The organism is Streptomyces sp. NPDC012466 (assembly GCF_042955215.1).
Lineage (GTDB): Bacteria > Actinomycetota > Actinomycetes > Streptomycetales > Streptomycetaceae > Streptomyces.
Map to the genome: position 1 here is coordinate 819,117 of NZ_JBIBEQ010000002.1, position 14,925 is coordinate 834,041.

Consider the following 14,925-nt stretch of genomic DNA (forward strand, 5'->3'; position numbering starts at 1 on the left):
GAATGGCGACCAGGCACGACACCGCCGCGTCCCCCGTGAAGGAGGGGGGCGCGGCCCCGGGCCGCCCGCCGGCCGACGTCGAGGCGGCGAACAAGAAGCGCGCCCGGCTCTCCCGCCGCTGGCAGCGCGACATGCGGTGGAGCCCGTACGCGTTCGTCTCGCCGTTCTTCCTGCTCTTCCTCGCGTTCGGCCTGTTCCCGCTGCTGTACACCGGCTGGGCCTCGCTGCACCAGGTGGAGCTGACGGCGCCCACGGACATGTCCTGGGTGGGCCTGCGCAACTACACCCGTATCTTCGACGACGACTTCTTCTGGAACGCGGCGAAGAACACCCTGACCATCGGCATCATCTCCACGGTTCCGCAGCTGCTGATGGCCATGGGCCTGGCGCACATCCTCAACTACAAGCTGCGCGGCTCCACTTTCTACCGCGTGGTGATGCTGGCGCCCTACGCCACGTCGATCGCCGCCGCCTCGCTGGTCTTCGTGCTGCTCTTCGGCCGCGACTACGGCATGATCAACTGGGTGCTGAACGCCGTCGGCATCGACCACGTCGACTGGCAGAACGACAAGTGGCCGTCCCAGATCGCCGTGTCCAGCATCATCATCTGGCGCTGGACGGGCTACAACGCGCTGATCTACCTGGCCGCGATGCAGGCGATCCCGCAGGACCTGTACGAGTCGGCGGCACTGGACGGAGCCAGCCGCTGGCGGCAGTTCCTCCACGTCACGCTGCCCTCGCTGCGTCCGACGATCCTGTTCACGGTCGTGGTGTCGACCATCGGCGCCTCGCAGGTGTTCGGTGAGCCGCTGCTGTTCGACGCGAACAAGGGCGCCTCCGGCGGATCCCAGCACCAGTTCCAGACGCTCGGCCTGTACCTGTACGAGCAGGGCTGGGTCAACCAGCACCTGGGCCGCGCCTCCGCCATCGCCTGGACGATGTTCCTGATCCTCATCGTGATCGGGGTCGTCAACTACGTCATCTCGCGCCGGCTGCGCGCCAGTAGCTAAGGAGAACCGGCCGTGACGACGACCCTGACGAAACCCCCGGCCGACGCGGTCCCCGAGCCGCCGAAGCGGTCACGTGGCATGAAGGCGGCACGCGCGGGCGGGCAGCTGCACGCCGGCCCGGTGGCCTACGTCATCCTCGCCCTCTTCACCGTCATCTCGCTGTTCCCGCTGGTGTGGACGGCGATCGCCGCCTCGCGCGACAACCAGCGCCTGGCGCAGACCCCGCCGCCGTTCTGGTTCGGCTCCGGCCTCTTCGACAAGCTCGAAGTGGCATGGACGGACGCCAACCTGGGCGAGGCGTTCCTCAACACCACCCTGGTGGCCGGCATTTCGTCGTTCACCATCGTGTTCCTGTCGACGATCGCCGGATTCGCCTTCGCCAAGCTGCGCTTCAAGGGCCGTGGCGCGGCGATGCTGGTGGTGATCGGCACGATGATGGTGCCGCCCCAGCTCAGCATCATCCCGCTGTACATGATGGTCGCCAAGCTCGACTGGACGGACCAGCTCCAGGCGGTGATCTTCCCGTCGCTGGTGAGCGCCTTCGGTGTGTTCTTCATGCGGCAGTACCTCATCCAGGCGCTGCCCGACGAGATCATCGAGGCGGCCCGGGTGGACGGCGCGAGCAGCTGGCGCGTGGTGTGGCACGTGGTGTTCCCGACCGCGCGGCCCGCGATGGCCGTCCTGGGCATGCTGATGTTCGTGCAGACCTGGAACGACTTCCTGTGGCCCTTCCTGGTCCTGACCCAGACCGGCAACCCGACCGTGCAGGTGGCGGTGGCGGGGCTGGGGCGCGGCTACACCCCGGACCAGTCGCTGATCATGGCCGGTGCCCTGCTGGGCACGCTGCCGCTGCTGATCGTCTTCGCGATCTTCGGCAAGCAGATCGTCGGCGGCATCATGCAGGGCGCCGTCAAGGGCTGAGTCCTGCCTTCCCGGGGGCCGAGCCACAGCCTCCTCGGCCCCTTTCCCCCTCCACTCGTCGGTCCACACGACCCCCTTGGGAGCGCTTCCATGCCTGACTCCGAGAACCCGGCCACCGCGGTGTCCTTCCCGCCCGCCTTCCTGTGGGGCGCGGCGACGTCCGCGTACCAGATCGAGGGTGCGGTACGGGAGGACGGCCGGACGCCGTCGATCTGGGACACCTTCAGCCACACGCCGGGCAAGACGGCCGGTGGTGAGACCGGTGACATCGCTGTCGACCACTATCACCGCTACCGCGAGGACGTGGCGCTGATGGCGGAGCTGGGCCTGGGTGCCTACCGCTTCTCCGTCTCGTGGTCGCGGGTGCAGCCGACCGGCCGGGGCCCGGCCGTGCAGAAGGGCCTGGACTTCTACCGCCGGCTGGTGGACGAGCTGCTGTCCAAGGGCATCAAGCCGGCCGTCACCCTCTACCACTGGGACCTGCCGCAGGAGCTGGAGGACGCGGGCGGCTGGCCCGAGCGCGACACGGCGTACCGGTTCGCGGAGTACGCGCAGATCGTCGGCGAGGCGCTGGGCGACCGGGTGGAGCAGTGGATCACGCTCAACGAGCCGTGGTGCAGCGCGTTCCTGGGCTATGCCTCCGGAGTGCACGCCCCGGGCCGTACGGACCCGGCGGCCTCGCTGCGTGCCGCGCACCATCTGAACCTCGCGCACGGGCTGGGCGCGTCCGCGCTGCGGTCGGTGATGCCGGCCCGCAACACGGTCGCGATCAGCCTCAACTCCTCGGTGGTGCGGCCCCTTTCGCAGAACCCGGCGGATCTGGCGGCGGCCCGCAGGATCGACGACCTGGCCAACGGCGTGTTCCACGGACCGATGCTGCACGGCGCCTACCCGGAGTCGCTGTACGTGGCGACGGCGGGCCTGACGGACTGGGACTACGTCCTCGACGGCGACCTGGAGCTGATCAACCAGCCGCTGGACGCGCTGGGTCTCAACTACTACACGCCCGCCCTGGTCTCGGCCGCGGACGCGTCGGCGAAGGCGCCGCGCGCCGACGGCCACGGGTCGAGCGACCACTCGCCGTGGCCGGCCGCCGACGACGTCGCCTTCCACCAGACGCCCGGCGACCGTACGGAGATGGGCTGGACGATCGACCCGACCGGACTGCACGAGCTGATCATGCGCTACACCCGGGAGGCGCCGGGCCTGCCGCTCTACATCACGGAGAACGGCGCGGCCTACGACGACAAGATCGACTCCGACGGCCGGGTGCACGACCCGGAGCGTGTCGCCTACCTGCACGGCCACCTGTCGGCCGTGCGCCGGGCGATCGCCGACGGCGCGGACGTCCGCGGCTACTACCTGTGGTCGCTGATGGACAACTTCGAGTGGTCGTACGGCTACGGCAAGCGCTTCGGCGCGGTCTACGTGGACTACGCGACGCTGGAGCGCACGCCGAAGACGAGCGCCCTGTGGTACGGCCGGGCGGCGCGGACCGGGTCGCTGCCCGAGGTGGAGGCGGTCTGACCGACGGGGGATGGGGGGCGCGGCGCGCTTAGGGGAGTGCCGCGCCCCGCTCCGTCTCAGTGGGGAGTGCTCGACAGGAGCCGGCGGGTCGTCTCCACGCCCCACCCGTCCAGGGACAGCAACCGGTCGCTCGAGGCCATCAGGCCCCCGGTGGCCTCCACATGGGCCGCCCACCGTTCGCGCGTCTCGACCGCCGGGCGGGCCATCAGGCAGTCCGGGTCGTTGATCCAGAGGCGGTTGTGCTGCCACTGGCGGGCCGCTCCCGTGAACTCGGCGGGGTCCTGGCCGGGCTGGCTGTAGTCACCGGCCTCGGGACGGCGGTGGGGAGCCGTGTCGGGGCTGACGCGCATCGCGTCGAACAGGCCGAGGGAAGGCAGGACGGGCGCGCCGCAGCCCAGCAGGTACGCGTCCTGCCCGATCGCCGCGCGGATCAGCTCGATGCCGCTGCGGTAGGCCGTGAGGGCGTCGACGTCCGCGTGGCGTACACCGTCCAGGGCGCCCGCGTAGAGGAAGTCGGTCTTGAAGTAGTCGTAGCCCTCCGCGCGCAGGGTCGTGAAGACCTCGGTGAGGTACGCCGCCGCGTCCGGGTGGGTGGTGTCCAGGACGCGCAGGTCGTGGCCCCAGTTGCGGCCGGCGTGCGCGAAGCCGCCGGTGGTGTCGCGCACCAGCCAGTCGGGGTGCCCGGCGGCCAGTTCGCTCGCCGGGTCGACGAGGAACGGCGCCGTCCAGATGCCGGCGCGGCGGCCGCGGGAGCGGATCTTCTCGGCGATGCCGGCGCGGGAGCGGAAGCGGCCGGAGAGGGTGAGCCAGTCGCCGAGGGCCCGCTGGTAGCCGTCGTCGATCTGGACGACGTCGACGGGCAGGTCGAGGGTGTCCATGGCGCGGAGGTTCTCGTGGATGTCGTCCTCGGTGACGGCCGTGAAGTACTCGTACCAGGAGCACCAGACGGTCGGTGCCGGGCGGGGGGCGTCCAGACCGAGGCCTTCGGCCCAGTCGCCCAGGACCGACTGGAGGTCTGTGCCCGTCCACTCCTTCACCGGCCCGTCGGCACTGATCTCGGCGATCCGCCCGTCCCCGCGGGCCAGCCGGATCGACGGCACTTCTCGCGTCGGTTCGGCCGCCGCCCAGAGCCGGACCGGTGAGCCGTCGCCGGGGTCGAGGGCCAGCAGGCCCTCGCCCTGGAAGGTGCCGGCGGGGACGGTGACGCCGGGGCGGTAACAGACCGTGGCCCAGTTGGCGTCGGTCGGCCGGTGGGGCATCGCGTGCAGGGCGTAGGCGCCGCTGGGGCTCCAGGACTGCCAGCCCTCCTCGTGGACGCGCGCCCTGCGGGGATCGACCGGCACGGAGGCGACCGGGGTGAAGGGGTGGTGCACGGGGTTCTCTTTCGGAACGTGGGCGTCAGCCCTTGTTGGCGCCGAGGGTGAGGCCGCTGACGAACTGGCGCTGGAGGGCGAAGTAGACGATCAGGGTGGGGATGGCGGTGAGCAGGGCGCCGGCGGCGACCAGGTTGGGGTCGGTGAAGTACTGGCCGGAGAGGTTGTTCAGGGCCGAGGTGATCGGCATGTTCTCGCCGGTGGAGATCAGCACGATGGCCCAGAAGAAGTCGTTGTAGATCCAGATGGAGAGCAGGGTGGCGAGGGCGGCCATCGCGGGCTTGCACAGCGGCAGCACGACCTGCCAGTACAGCCGCCAGACGGAGGCGCCGTCGACGAGGGCGGCCTCGGTGAGCTCGTGGGGCAGGGAGCGCATGTAGTTGCTCAGCACGAACGCGCAGAAGCCGGACTGGAACGCCACGTGGATGAGCACCAGGCCGAGCGCGGAGTCGTAGAGCTTGCCGCTCATGGTGATGCCGGGCAGGTCGATCAGCAGGTAGAGCCGGTACAGCGGGGTGATGATCACCTGCTGGGGCAGCAGGTTGCCGGCCGTGAACACCAGCAGCAGGAACAGGTTGAGGCGGAAGTCGAAGCGGCTGACGTAGAAGGCGACCATCGACGACAGCAGCAGTGTCAGCAGCACGGCCGGGACCGCGATGAGCAGGGTGTTGCCGAAGTAGTGCAGCATCTCCGACTGCTGGAAGGCGCCTGTGAAGTTGTCGAAGGTGAGCTTGTCGGGCCAGGACACGTAGCCCTTGGTGCTGGTCTCCGCGTACGGGCGCATCGCCGCGAGCAGCGCCCACAGCAGCGGCGCGAGCCAGGCCAGCGCGGTGACGACGAGGAAGGTGTGCAGCAGGACCCGGGCGGGGCGGATCGGGGCGCGCTGCTTGCGCGGGGCGCCAGAGTTCAAAGGGGCGGCGCGAAGCGCCACGTTCAGGGTGGCGGTGGGCGACGGGTGGGAGCTCATGCGCGCCGCTCCTTCCGGAAGGTGGCGATCAGGTACGGGATGATCACCGCGAGGGAGATCACCAGCAGGACGACGGCGATCGCGGAGCCGTACCCGATGCGGCTGGACTCGCCGATGATGTTGTTGGTGACCAGGATCGACAGCAGTTCGGTGCCCTGGGCGCCCTTGTTGAAGACGAAGACCAGGTCGAAGGCGCGCAAGGCCTCGATGATCGTGACGACCAGGACGACGGTGTTGGTCGGGCGCAGGGTCGGGAAGATGACGTTCTTGAACGTCTGCCACTCGCTCGCGCCGTCCAGCGCGGAGGCCTCGCGCAGGGCGGGGTCGACGCTCTTCAGGCCGGCCAGGTACAGGATCATCATGTAGCCGGCGTGCCGCCAGGAGGCGGCGACGAGCACGGCCCACAGGTTGAGGTCCGGGTCGCCGATCCAGTCGATGTAGTGGCCGGGCTTGTTGGCGCCGATCAGGCTGTTGATCAGGCCCGTGTCGGGGTTGTAGATCAGCTGCCACACGAATCCGATGACCGCCAGCGACATCACCACCGGCAGGAAGAACGCGGTCTGGTACACGCGGCTGAAGCGGATCTTCTTGTCCAGCTGCACGGCGAGGAACAGGCCGAAGGGCGTGGGCAGCAGGATGAGCACCACGAACCAGATGACGTTGTGCTCGACGGCGGGCCAGAACTGCGGGTTGCTGGTGAACAGTTCCTTGAAGTTCTGCAGCCCGACCCACTGGATGGAGTCGAAGCCGATGCCGTTCCAGGTGGTGAAGGCCAGCGCGATCGAGGCCAGCGCCGTCAGCCACACCAGGGCGACGTGCAGGATCGTCGGCACGCCCGCCATCAGGCCGAGCGTGATGCGGTCGCGGCGGGTGAGCAGGCGCCGGTGCCCGTGGGGCGTCTTGGCGGGCGGGGACGTGGGGCCGGGCTCCGGAGCCGGCGGGGTGGCCGGCTCCGGAGCCTTCGCGGGGGTGGCAGTCATGTCAGATCCGAGTCGTCGAGTCTCCGTTTCCGGTCAGGAGGAGGCGAAGATCGTCTTCTTCTGTCGTTCGATCGACGAGAGGATGCTGTCGATGTTCTTCGGGTTGCGGACGAAGTTCTGCAGCGCGGGCTGCATCACCGTGGAGGTGAAGTCCGGGCGGGAGTCGCGGTCCATGAACTGCGTCAGGCTCTTCGCGCCGGAGATCATCTCGTAGGACTTCTTCTGCAGCGCGGTGTAGGAGGAGGTGTCGGCCTTGGTGGAGGCGGCCACCACGCTGGAGTCGGCCTTGAGGTAGATCTGCTCGGCCTCGGGCGTGCCCAGGTACTCCAGGAGCTTGACGGCGCCCGCGCGGTTCTTCGGCGCCTTGGAGAGCATGAAGCCGTCGGTCGGCGCCTCGACGGTGTCCTGCCCGAACTGCGGGTCGATCTCCGGGAAGGCGAAGAAGTCCAGGTCGTCCAGGTCGGCCTTGTCGGTGAACTGCTGGCCGACGAAGGTGCCCAGGAGGTACATGCCGGCCTTCTTGGCCACCAGTGTCTGCGCCGCGTCCTGCCAGGTGCGGCCGACCGCGCCCTCCTGGTGGTAGGGCAGGATCTCCGTCCAGTGGTCGAAGACCTTGCGCACCTTGGGGTCGGTCCAGGAGGCCTTGCCGGCCATCAGCTCGACGTGGAAGTCGTAGCCGTTGGTGCGGAAGTTGATCTGGTCGAATGTCCCCATCGCGGGCCAGGCGTCCTTGTCGCCGAAGGCGATCGGGACCAGCCCGTCCTTCTGCATCCGCTTGCACAGGGCGACGAAGTCGTCCCAGGTGGTGGGGACCTTGTAGCCGTGCTGGGCGAAGACGCTCTTGCGGTAGAACACCGCCCACGGGTACGTGTACAGCGGCACGAAGTAGTACTTGCCGTCCTCGCCCTTGCTGAGCTTGTGCATCGCCTCGGGGAAGTTGCCGCCGATCTTCTGCCACACGTCGTCGATCGGCGTGGCCAGCTTCTTCGAGGCGAAGAACTGCATGCGGTAGCCGGCGAACCAGGTGAACACGTCGTCGGGCGTGCCCTGCAGATAGGAGTTGATCTGCTCCTGGAAGGTGTTGTGGTCCTTGGTGTTCACGTCGACCTTGATGCCGGACTTCTTGGTGAAGGCGGCGTAGATCTCGGCGAACGCCTTCTTCGGCACGGCGTCCGACGAGTTGGAGCCGAGGCTGACCGTCTTCGGGTCGGCGGACGAACCGCTGCCGCCGCAGGCGCTCAGCAGGGGTATGCCGGCGCCGAGCAGAGCCGCACCGCCCACTCCGCGCAGCAGGGTGCGGCGGCTGGGTGCGGGGAGGGAGAAACCGGAGGAAGAGAGGTCGTGCATGAACGGCTCCTGAAGGCAGGGTTCGGCCACGAGGGTGTGGCGTGATTCCAGTCGCAATCGACCAGAAATCAACTTGACCGAACACGGTGGCGCAATGACAGCCCCATGTCCGGTCATGCGTCAAGAGCCGTTCCCTTCATTTGTCGAAACGTGACCGACACGTGAAGGCCCTCACGAGAGCGGTCAGTGGGACCGGGAACGGCTGTATACGGCAGTGAGCCTGCCGGGGCGGCGACGCCGCATCTGACGGTGCCCTCGGCCCGCGGGGGCGCGGCCGTCCAGCTGGATCCAGATCCGCACCTCGGTGCCGCCGAGCACCGAGGAGCCGATCCGTACGTCTCCGCCGGTGGACTCCGCGAGCCGGCGCACGATGTCCAGGCCGAGTCCGGTCGAGCCGTCGGTCCCGGAGCCGCGGCCCCGCGCCATCGCCGTCTCGGGGTCGGGTATGCCGGGGCCCGCGTCGGAGACGAGGACGATCACCGCGTCCTCGCTGTTGTGCACGTCGACCGCGAAGGCGGTGCCCTCCGCGGTGTGCCGGAAGACGTTGCCGAGCAGCGCGTCGAGCGCGGCGGCCAGATCGGCGCGGGCCACGGGTATGCGCACCGGCCGGTCGGCCCCGGCCACCCGCCACTTGCGGCCCTCGTCCTCCGCGAGCGCGGACCAGAACGCCATCCGCTCCCGGACCACCTCGGCCGCGTCACATCCCGCGCCCGGACCGGCCGCGGTCGTCTGCGGCTTGGCCTCCCGCGCCGTACGGATGATGGTGTCGACCTCGCGCTCCAGCTGCTCGACGGCGGTCCGGGTCTGGTCGGCGGCCGGTCCCCCGCCGAGCGAGGCGGTGTTGAGCCGCAGCACGGTCAGGGGCGTCCGCAGCCGGTGGGACAGGTCGGCCGCCAGCTCCCGCTCGTTCGCCAGGAGCTGGACGACCTGGTCGGCCATCGAGTTGAACGCGACCGCCGCGAGCCGCAGCTCGGTCGGGCCCTCCTCGGGCACGCGGGCGCCCAGGCGGCCCTCCCCCAGGTCGTGCGCGCCTTCGGCGAGGCGCTGCGCGGGGCGGACCATGCGGACGCCCAGCCGGTCGGCGACCGCGACCGAGCCGAGGATCAGCGCCACCCCGACCCCGGCCAGCACCGCCCAGGCCGTGCCCACGCCGTTGGTGACCTCGGACTCCGGCACGTACACCTCGACGACCGCGATCTTGCCGGTGCTGAGCGCGACCGGCTGGAGCAGCGCCGAGCCGCCGGGGACGCCGGTGGTGGAGGCCCGGCCCAGCTTCCGTACGGCCGCGATGTCCTCGTCGGCGGCGCGGCGCCGCCCGAGTTCGAGGGCCTCCTGGCCGTCGCCCGCGGGGAGGTGCACGGCCATCCCGGCGTCGGAGCCGGCGGAGGCGACGACCCGTTCGAGCTGGTCGCGGTCGGTGGTGATGGACAGGGCGGGGGCGACGGCCGCGGCCTCCCGCTCGGCGCCCGAGAACGCGCGGTCGCGGGCCATCTCGCGGATGACGAGTCCGAGCGGAACCGCGAAGGCGACCACGACCATGGTGGTCACCGCCAGCGACACCTTGACCAGGGCCCATCTCATCGCGGCGCCCCCGCCCCCGGTGGTTCGAGCTTCACTCCGACGCCCCGGAGGGTGTGCAGATAACGCGGACTGGCCGCCGTCTCGCCCAGCTTCCTGCGCAGCCAGGAGAGATGGACGTCGATGGTCTGGTCGTCGCCGTACGACTGCTGCCACACCTCGGCGAGCAGCTCCTTGCGGGGCACGACGACGCCGGGCCGGCGGGCCAGGAAGGCGAGCAGGTCGAACTCGCGGCGGGTGAGGTCGAGCCGCGCGCCGTCCAGCTCGGCCCGGCGGCGCAGTGGGTCGACGGTCAGGCCGCCGACCCGGATCACGGGGGACGGCTCCCCGTCCCCGGCGCCGGAGCGGGCGCGGCGCAGCACGGCCGCCATGCGGGCCGACAGGTGCTCGACGGAGAACGGCTTGGTCAGGTAGTCGTCCGCCCCGGCGTTCAGCAGCCGGACGATCTCCGTCTCGTCGTCCCGGGCCGTGGCCACGATCACCGGCACGTCCGTGATCCCGCGCAGCATCTTCAGTGCCTCGGACCCGTCGAGATCGGGCAGTCCGAGGTCCAGGATCACCACGTCGAAGCGGAAATGGGCGACCTCGCGCAGCGCCTCCAGTGCCGTCCCCACACTGCGCACGGTGTGCGCGGCGTCGGTCAGGTGCCGGATCAGCGCCGAACGTACGAACTGGTCGTCCTCGACCACGAGCACACTTGCCATGCGCCGCACCGTACGCCATCTCGAACAGCCGGGTGCGGGCCTGTGGACAACTCCCCGCCCGGGGACAACCGGCCCCCGTACGAGGCCGATTGTGGACAACGCGTGGGGCCCGTGCGGCAGTATGGCCCGCGATGCGCAGAGGACTCGTACACGTACTGGCCTGGCTGCTCGCCACGGGCGCGGCGGTCACGCTGTCGTGGTGGGGAGTCCACACCGTGATGGCGGGGACGGCCTACGATCCGCCGCGCGCCCTGCCCGTCAAGGCCGCCGACGCGTCCACGCGGGAGCCGAAGGCGCCGGCCACCGTTCCGGAACGGACGCCTTCGCCGAAGCGGCGGGAGCCGAGCACGCCTCCGCCGTCCACGTCCGCGAAACCGAGCCCCGCCCCCACGTCCTCGCCGTCGCCCTCGCCCTCGCCGAGCACCGCCCCCGGCTCCACCAGCCGGGTCAGGAGTTATGACACCGACGGCGGGCGGGCGGTCTTCGACCTGGGGAAGGCCTCTGCCACGCTCGTCTCGGCGACGCCCGGGGCGGGCTGGTCGATGCAGGTGTGGAAGACGGAGTCGTGGATCCGCGTGGAGTTCGCCTCGGGCGCGGACCGGGTGTCGGTGTTCTGCACCTGGCACGACGGGCCGCCCCGGGTGGAGATCGGGACCTACTGACCGCCGCGGGCGGTCATCGGCCCCCGAGTGCCGTACCCGGTCATCCGAACACCGACGGGGGCGGGACCGGCGACGCCACCGCCGCGAGGTCCGTGACGGGCGCGGCCCCGCCGGTGAAGTCGGTGAGCGTCCTGCCGTGCTCGACGCGGGCGGGGTGCGGGTCGGAGGCGGCCAGGCGGGTCAGCTCGGCGACCGGCAGCGGACGGTCGGAGGCGACCAGGACGGCGTTGCCGAAGCGCTTGCCGCGCAGCATCGCCGCGTCCGCGACCAGCGCGAGCTGCTCGAAGCGGGCGGCGGCGGTGGCGATCTGGCCGCGCAGGTGGGCGAGCGGCGGTCCGTCGGCGAGGTTGGCGGCGTGGACACCGCCGGGCTTGAGGGCCCTGCGCACGTCGTCGAGGAACTCGGTGGAGGTCAGGTGTGCCGGTGTCCGCGCCCCGCTGAACACGTCGGTGATGACGAGGTCGGCCCAGCCGTCCGGCACCTTGGCGAGGCCCTCGCGGGCGTCGGCGGACCGCACCCGGATGCGCGCGTTCGGGTCCAGCGGCAGGGCGCGGCGGACCAACTGGACGAGGGCGCCGTCCCGTTCGACGACCTGCTGGGTGGAGCGGGGCCGCGTGGCGGCGACGTAGCGGGCGAGGGTGAGCGCGCCGCCGCCGAGGTGCACGGCGTGCACGGGCCGGCCGGGCGGGGCGGCGAGGTCGATCACGTGCCCGAGGCGGCGCTGGTACTCGAAGGACAGGTAGGACGGATCGTCCAGGTCGACGTGCGACTGCGGGGCCCCGTCGATCACCAGGGTCCAGGCCCGGGCCCGCTCGCGGTCGGGGACGAGCTCGGCGAGCCCGCCGTCGACGCTCTCGACGACGGCCTCCGCTTCGGCCTGTCTGCGCCGGCCGCCCCTGGACTTTCCCATGGGGTCATTATCGGGGTGGGCCGCCGAGCGCGGCGCACGCTCCGGCGGCCCGGCATCGGAGGAGGCCTCAGCGGCAGCTGTCCGCCGCCCTGATCATCCGGGCCGCCTCCCCCAGGGCCTCGCGCAGCACCGCGGGGTCCGTCGCGAGGTCGGCCTCGCCGGGCGGCAGCAGCCAGTCCGAACCCTCCACGGGGGGCTCGGGCGTCAGGGTCGGTCCGCGTCCGTCGGTCTCGGTGCAGGTGCTCCCCGGCACGTCCCACGCGGCTGCCGTCCCCGGCGGGACCAGGAAGCCGAGGGTGTCACCGCCGTCGTCGTGCAGTACGGGTCCCACGGCGTCGCCCGGCCCGCGCCGCAGGATGTCGACCGCCTCCAGCCCCTGCCGCGCCGGCACCGTCACCACATCGCAGCCGACGGCCGGTGCGCCCGGCGGTCTGCCCGGTTGCGGACGAGGATCGTTGATCCGGCTGGTCTTCATCCCGGCCTCCACCACGAAAACCCCTGCTTGGACGAGCGGTCGGGAGTCGGGGGCCTCCCGGTCCGCAGAGTTCAACGCGGCAGACCGTCAACGGCTACGGCGGAAGTCAGCCGCAAAGGATGGCACTTCATGGCAGATCACGGATGAGATATCCGGTTTGTAGCCAAACCCAGCGTGGTGGCTCCATCACAGCAGGTACGTTCTTGCCCGCCGGACACGGGGCAGACCATGTGGGACAACTCACAGCAGTTCGCCTCGAATCCGGCATGGTTCGACGGTTCGCACGAGAGGACCCGGCCATGGCGTCGTCACCACTGACCTCGTCTCCACCCGATCGACCGGCACGGCCGAACCTCGTCTTCCGGCGACTGCGCGGACAGCGCTCACCGGCCGAGTTCGCCGCGGCGATCCGCCGGGCCGGACTCGAGATCGGCGAGCAGGTCAGCTGTGACGCGCGGTACATCGGCCGGGTGGAGGCGGGCGAGATCCGCTGCCCCAACTACGCGTACGAACGGGTGTTCCTGCACATGTTCCCAGGCCGCACGCTCACCGATCTCGGGTTCGCGCCCCGCTCGTCGGTACGCGGACGCCGGGCGCGCGACACCGAGGACGCGCCCCTGACGCGCACCGCGAACCCGGCGAACGCCACGAGTGAGACCAGCGGAGCGTGCAAACCGTATGAAACGCAGAACCCGTACGACCCGCACCACCCGCACGACACCTACGAGGAGAGCGACGTGCTACGTCGCGCGTTCATGACCGGCGGAGGAGCCACCGTGGCCGCCGCCTCACTGGGGCCTGTCGGCCTCGCCCTCGACGCGACGGCGGCGCAGCGCCCCGTGCACCGCGCCGGGGCGAGTGACGCGGGCGCCCTGGAAGAAGCCGTCCGCCGGATCCGGCTGCTGGACGACCGGCACGGGGCCGACGGTCTCTACCGCCGCGCTGCCGCCCCGCTGCGGGCCGCCTACGCCCTGCTGGACGCCGGCGCGACCCGGCAGACGACCGCGGACCGGCTCTATTCGGGCGCCGGTGAACTGGCCATCTCCGTGGGCTGGCTGGCCCACGACTCGGGGCGCTTCGACGACGCCCGCTCCCACTACGCGGAGGCGCTGGCGACCGCCCGGATGACCGGCGACCCGGGCCTGGAGGCGCACGCCTTCTGCAACACGGCGTTCCTCGCACGCGACGCGGGCCGGCCGCGCGAGGCGGTCCGGGCCGCCCAGGCCGCGCAGCGCGTGGCCCGGCCGGTGGGCTCGGCCCGGCTCATGTCGCTGCTCGCCCTGCGCGAGGCGGGCGGCTGGGCGGGGCTCGCCGACCGGGTGGGCTGCGAGCAGGCGCTGGCCCGGGCGCAGGCCTTCTTCGAACGGGGCCCCGCGGACGCCGACCCCGAGTGGATGAGCTTCTACGGGGAGGCCGAACTGGAGGGTCTGGAGGCGCAGTGCTGGTCCACGCTCGGCGACTGGCCCCGGGCGGCCCGGCACGCACGGCGGGCGGCCGAGCTCCAGGATCCGCACTTCACCCGGAACATCGCCCTGTACACGGCGGAGCTGGCGGACGACCTCGCGCGCGGAGGCCGGCCGGACGAGGCCGCGGTGGCGGGGATGCGGGTGCTGGATCTGCTGGAGGAGGTCCAGTCGTCCCGCGTGCAGACCATGCTGGCGGCCACGGCGCGGGTCCTGCTGCCGCATCGCAGGGCGTCCGGGGTGTCGGCGTTCCTGGAGAGGCACGCCTCGGCCCCGCGGATGACCTAGAGGGCGTCGCGGGCACGCCCTAGGCGAGGTGCCCCAGGTCGTTCCAGCTCTCGATCGCCGGCTCCCCGTAGGCCCAGCCCAGCACGGACAGCGACGTCGGGTTCAGCCGTATCCGGGCCGCGAAGTCGACCGGGAGGCCGAGCCACCGCGCCCCGATGGAGCGCAGGATGTGCCCGTGGGCGAAGACCAGGACGTCGCGGTCCTCGGAGCGTGCCCAGGAGACCACCTCGTCGGCCCGGGCGGTGACCTCGGCGAGCGACTCCCCGTCCGGGACGCCGTCGCGCCAAATCAGCCAGCCGGGCCGGACGGCCTGGATGTCCGCGGGGGTCATGCCCTCGTACGCCCCGTAGTCCCATTCCAGCAGCACGTCCCAGGTCCGGGCGCGCTCGCCGAAGCCGGCCAGCTCGCAGGTCTCACGCGCGCGTGCCAGCGGGCTGGTGCGCACCTCGACCCCGGCCAGGCCCTCGTAGGGCGCCCGGTGCAGGCGCTCGCCGAGCAGCTTGGCGCCGCGCCGGCCCTCCTCCAGGAGCGGCACGTCGGTCCTGCCCGTGTGCTTGCCGGACAGGGACCACTCGGTCTGTCCGTGGCGGGCCAGCAGGATGCGCGCGGCCATGAGGCACCTTTCCGGAAGAGGAACGCAAGGGGAACCCCTCCATCATCGCGCACGCCCGCCGCGGGCAACCCGGGGGGCGATCTCCGCGTCTTTGAGGTCCGGAGGCG

General features: G+C 71.3%; 14 protein-coding genes. 5 read left to right on the forward strand and 9 right to left on the reverse strand.

Translation table 11 applies throughout. The features are described 5' to 3' along the window. Window positions 1-2 precede the first annotated feature (2 nt). The 3 genes from ACFY9E_RS11230 to ACFY9E_RS11240 all read left to right on the forward strand — a co-directional run bounded on the left by ACFY9E_RS11230 (window position 3) and on the right by ACFY9E_RS11240 (window position 3,458). Window positions 3-1,010: an ABC transporter permease subunit gene (locus ACFY9E_RS11230; RefSeq protein WP_390982073.1), complete on the forward strand. Its 1,008-nt coding sequence runs from the start codon at window positions 3-5 to the stop codon at window positions 1,008-1,010. 12 nt (window positions 1,011-1,022) lie between these two features. Beyond that, window positions 1,023-1,931, forward strand: a complete 909-nt coding sequence (locus tag ACFY9E_RS11235; protein ID WP_102912406.1) for a carbohydrate ABC transporter permease — start codon at window positions 1,023-1,025, stop codon at window positions 1,929-1,931. Between the two features lie 90 nt (window positions 1,932-2,021). Beyond that, a complete protein-coding gene (locus tag ACFY9E_RS11240) occupies window positions 2,022-3,458 on the forward strand; it encodes a GH1 family beta-glucosidase (RefSeq protein ID WP_390981579.1) in 1,437 nt (478 codons plus the stop codon). Between the two features lie 56 nt (window positions 3,459-3,514). Here the strand turns inward: ACFY9E_RS11240 and ACFY9E_RS11245 are convergent, their stop codons facing one another. The 6 genes from ACFY9E_RS11245 to ACFY9E_RS11270 all read right to left on the reverse strand — a co-directional run bounded on the left by ACFY9E_RS11245 (window position 3,515) and on the right by ACFY9E_RS11270 (window position 10,407). Continuing rightward, window positions 3,515-4,831 carry an alpha-galactosidase gene (locus tag ACFY9E_RS11245; protein WP_390981581.1) on the reverse strand — a complete coding sequence of 439 codons (1,317 nt, stop codon included), beginning with the start codon at window positions 4,829-4,831 and terminating at the stop codon, window positions 3,515-3,517. A 25-nt stretch (window positions 4,832-4,856) separates the two neighbouring features. Then, window positions 4,857-5,798, reverse strand: a complete 942-nt coding sequence (locus tag ACFY9E_RS11250; RefSeq protein WP_390981583.1) for an ABC transporter permease subunit — start codon at window positions 5,796-5,798, stop codon at window positions 4,857-4,859. Continuing rightward, a complete protein-coding gene (locus ACFY9E_RS11255; protein WP_390981585.1) occupies window positions 5,795-6,778 on the reverse strand; it encodes an ABC transporter permease subunit in 984 nt (327 codons plus the stop codon). The genes ACFY9E_RS11250 and ACFY9E_RS11255 overlap by 4 nt, the downstream gene beginning before the upstream one ends. A 33-nt stretch (window positions 6,779-6,811) precedes the next feature. After that, window positions 6,812-8,125 (reverse strand): extracellular solute-binding protein, encoded by a 1,314-nt coding sequence (locus ACFY9E_RS11260; RefSeq protein ID WP_390981591.1) that lies wholly within the window; start codon window positions 8,123-8,125, stop codon window positions 6,812-6,814. A 183-nt stretch (window positions 8,126-8,308) separates the two neighbouring features. Then, window positions 8,309-9,706 carry an ATP-binding protein gene (locus tag ACFY9E_RS11265; protein ID WP_390981593.1) on the reverse strand — a complete coding sequence of 466 codons (1,398 nt, stop codon included), beginning with the start codon at window positions 9,704-9,706 and terminating at the stop codon, window positions 8,309-8,311. Beyond that, window positions 9,703-10,407, reverse strand: a complete 705-nt coding sequence (locus tag ACFY9E_RS11270) for a response regulator (RefSeq protein ID WP_390981595.1) — start codon at window positions 10,405-10,407, stop codon at window positions 9,703-9,705. The genes ACFY9E_RS11265 and ACFY9E_RS11270 overlap by 4 nt, the downstream gene beginning before the upstream one ends. Window positions 10,408-10,538: 131 nt before the next feature. On the opposite strand from ACFY9E_RS11270, the gene ACFY9E_RS11275 reads away from it, so the two are divergent. Continuing rightward, the gene (locus ACFY9E_RS11275; RefSeq protein ID WP_390981597.1) at window positions 10,539-11,069 is read left to right on the forward strand and encodes a hypothetical protein; all 531 of its coding nucleotides are present in this window, start codon (window positions 10,539-10,541) and stop codon (window positions 11,067-11,069) included. Window positions 11,070-11,109: 40 nt separating this feature from the next. Here ACFY9E_RS11275 and ACFY9E_RS11280 read toward each other — a convergent pair whose 3' ends face one another. Beyond that, a complete protein-coding gene (locus ACFY9E_RS11280; protein WP_390981599.1) occupies window positions 11,110-11,979 on the reverse strand; it encodes a fused MFS/spermidine synthase in 870 nt (289 codons plus the stop codon). 67 nt (window positions 11,980-12,046) lie between these two features. Continuing rightward, window positions 12,047-12,454 carry a hypothetical protein gene (locus ACFY9E_RS11285; RefSeq protein ID WP_390981601.1) on the reverse strand — a complete coding sequence of 136 codons (408 nt, stop codon included), beginning with the start codon at window positions 12,452-12,454 and terminating at the stop codon, window positions 12,047-12,049. A 299-nt stretch (window positions 12,455-12,753) separates the two neighbouring features. On the opposite strand from ACFY9E_RS11285, the gene ACFY9E_RS11290 reads away from it, so the two are divergent. Continuing rightward, window positions 12,754-14,205, forward strand: coding sequence for a hypothetical protein (locus ACFY9E_RS11290; RefSeq protein ID WP_390981603.1), 1,452 nt, complete (start codon window positions 12,754-12,756; stop codon window positions 14,203-14,205). 19 nt (window positions 14,206-14,224) lie between these two features. Here ACFY9E_RS11290 and ACFY9E_RS11295 read toward each other — a convergent pair whose 3' ends face one another. Continuing rightward, a complete protein-coding gene (locus tag ACFY9E_RS11295; protein ID WP_390981605.1) occupies window positions 14,225-14,818 on the reverse strand; it encodes a histidine phosphatase family protein in 594 nt (197 codons plus the stop codon). Window positions 14,819-14,925: the final 107 nt, after the last annotated feature.

Bases quoted from the DNA above. Each gene is read 5' to 3' on its own strand.
- ACFY9E_RS11230 (WP_390982073.1), top strand. From the start codon at position 3: ATGGCGACCAGGCACGACACCGCCGCGTCCCCCGTGAAGGAGGGGGGC.
- ACFY9E_RS11240 (WP_390981579.1), top strand. From the start codon at position 2,022: ATGCCTGACTCCGAGAACCCGGCCACCGCGGTGTCCTTCCCGCCCGCC.
- ACFY9E_RS11250 (WP_390981583.1), bottom strand. From the start codon at position 5,798: ATGAGCTCCCACCCGTCGCCCACCGCCACCCTGAACGTGGCGCTTCGC.
- ACFY9E_RS11255 (WP_390981585.1), bottom strand. From the start codon at position 6,778: ATGACTGCCACCCCCGCGAAGGCTCCGGAGCCGGCCACCCCGCCGGCT.
- ACFY9E_RS11260 (WP_390981591.1), bottom strand. From the start codon at position 8,125: ATGCACGACCTCTCTTCCTCCGGTTTCTCCCTCCCCGCACCCAGCCGC.
- ACFY9E_RS11265 (WP_390981593.1), bottom strand. From the start codon at position 9,706: ATGAGATGGGCCCTGGTCAAGGTGTCGCTGGCGGTGACCACCATGGTC.
- ACFY9E_RS11270 (WP_390981595.1), bottom strand. From the start codon at position 10,407: ATGGCAAGTGTGCTCGTGGTCGAGGACGACCAGTTCGTACGTTCGGCG.
- ACFY9E_RS11275 (WP_390981597.1), top strand. From the start codon at position 10,539: ATGCGCAGAGGACTCGTACACGTACTGGCCTGGCTGCTCGCCACGGGC.
- ACFY9E_RS11280 (WP_390981599.1), bottom strand. From the start codon at position 11,979: ATGGGAAAGTCCAGGGGCGGCCGGCGCAGACAGGCCGAAGCGGAGGCC.
- ACFY9E_RS11285 (WP_390981601.1), bottom strand. From the start codon at position 12,454: ATGAAGACCAGCCGGATCAACGATCCTCGTCCGCAACCGGGCAGACCG.
- ACFY9E_RS11290 (WP_390981603.1), top strand. From the start codon at position 12,754: ATGGCGTCGTCACCACTGACCTCGTCTCCACCCGATCGACCGGCACGG.
- ACFY9E_RS11295 (WP_390981605.1), bottom strand. From the start codon at position 14,818: ATGGCCGCGCGCATCCTGCTGGCCCGCCACGGACAGACCGAGTGGTCC.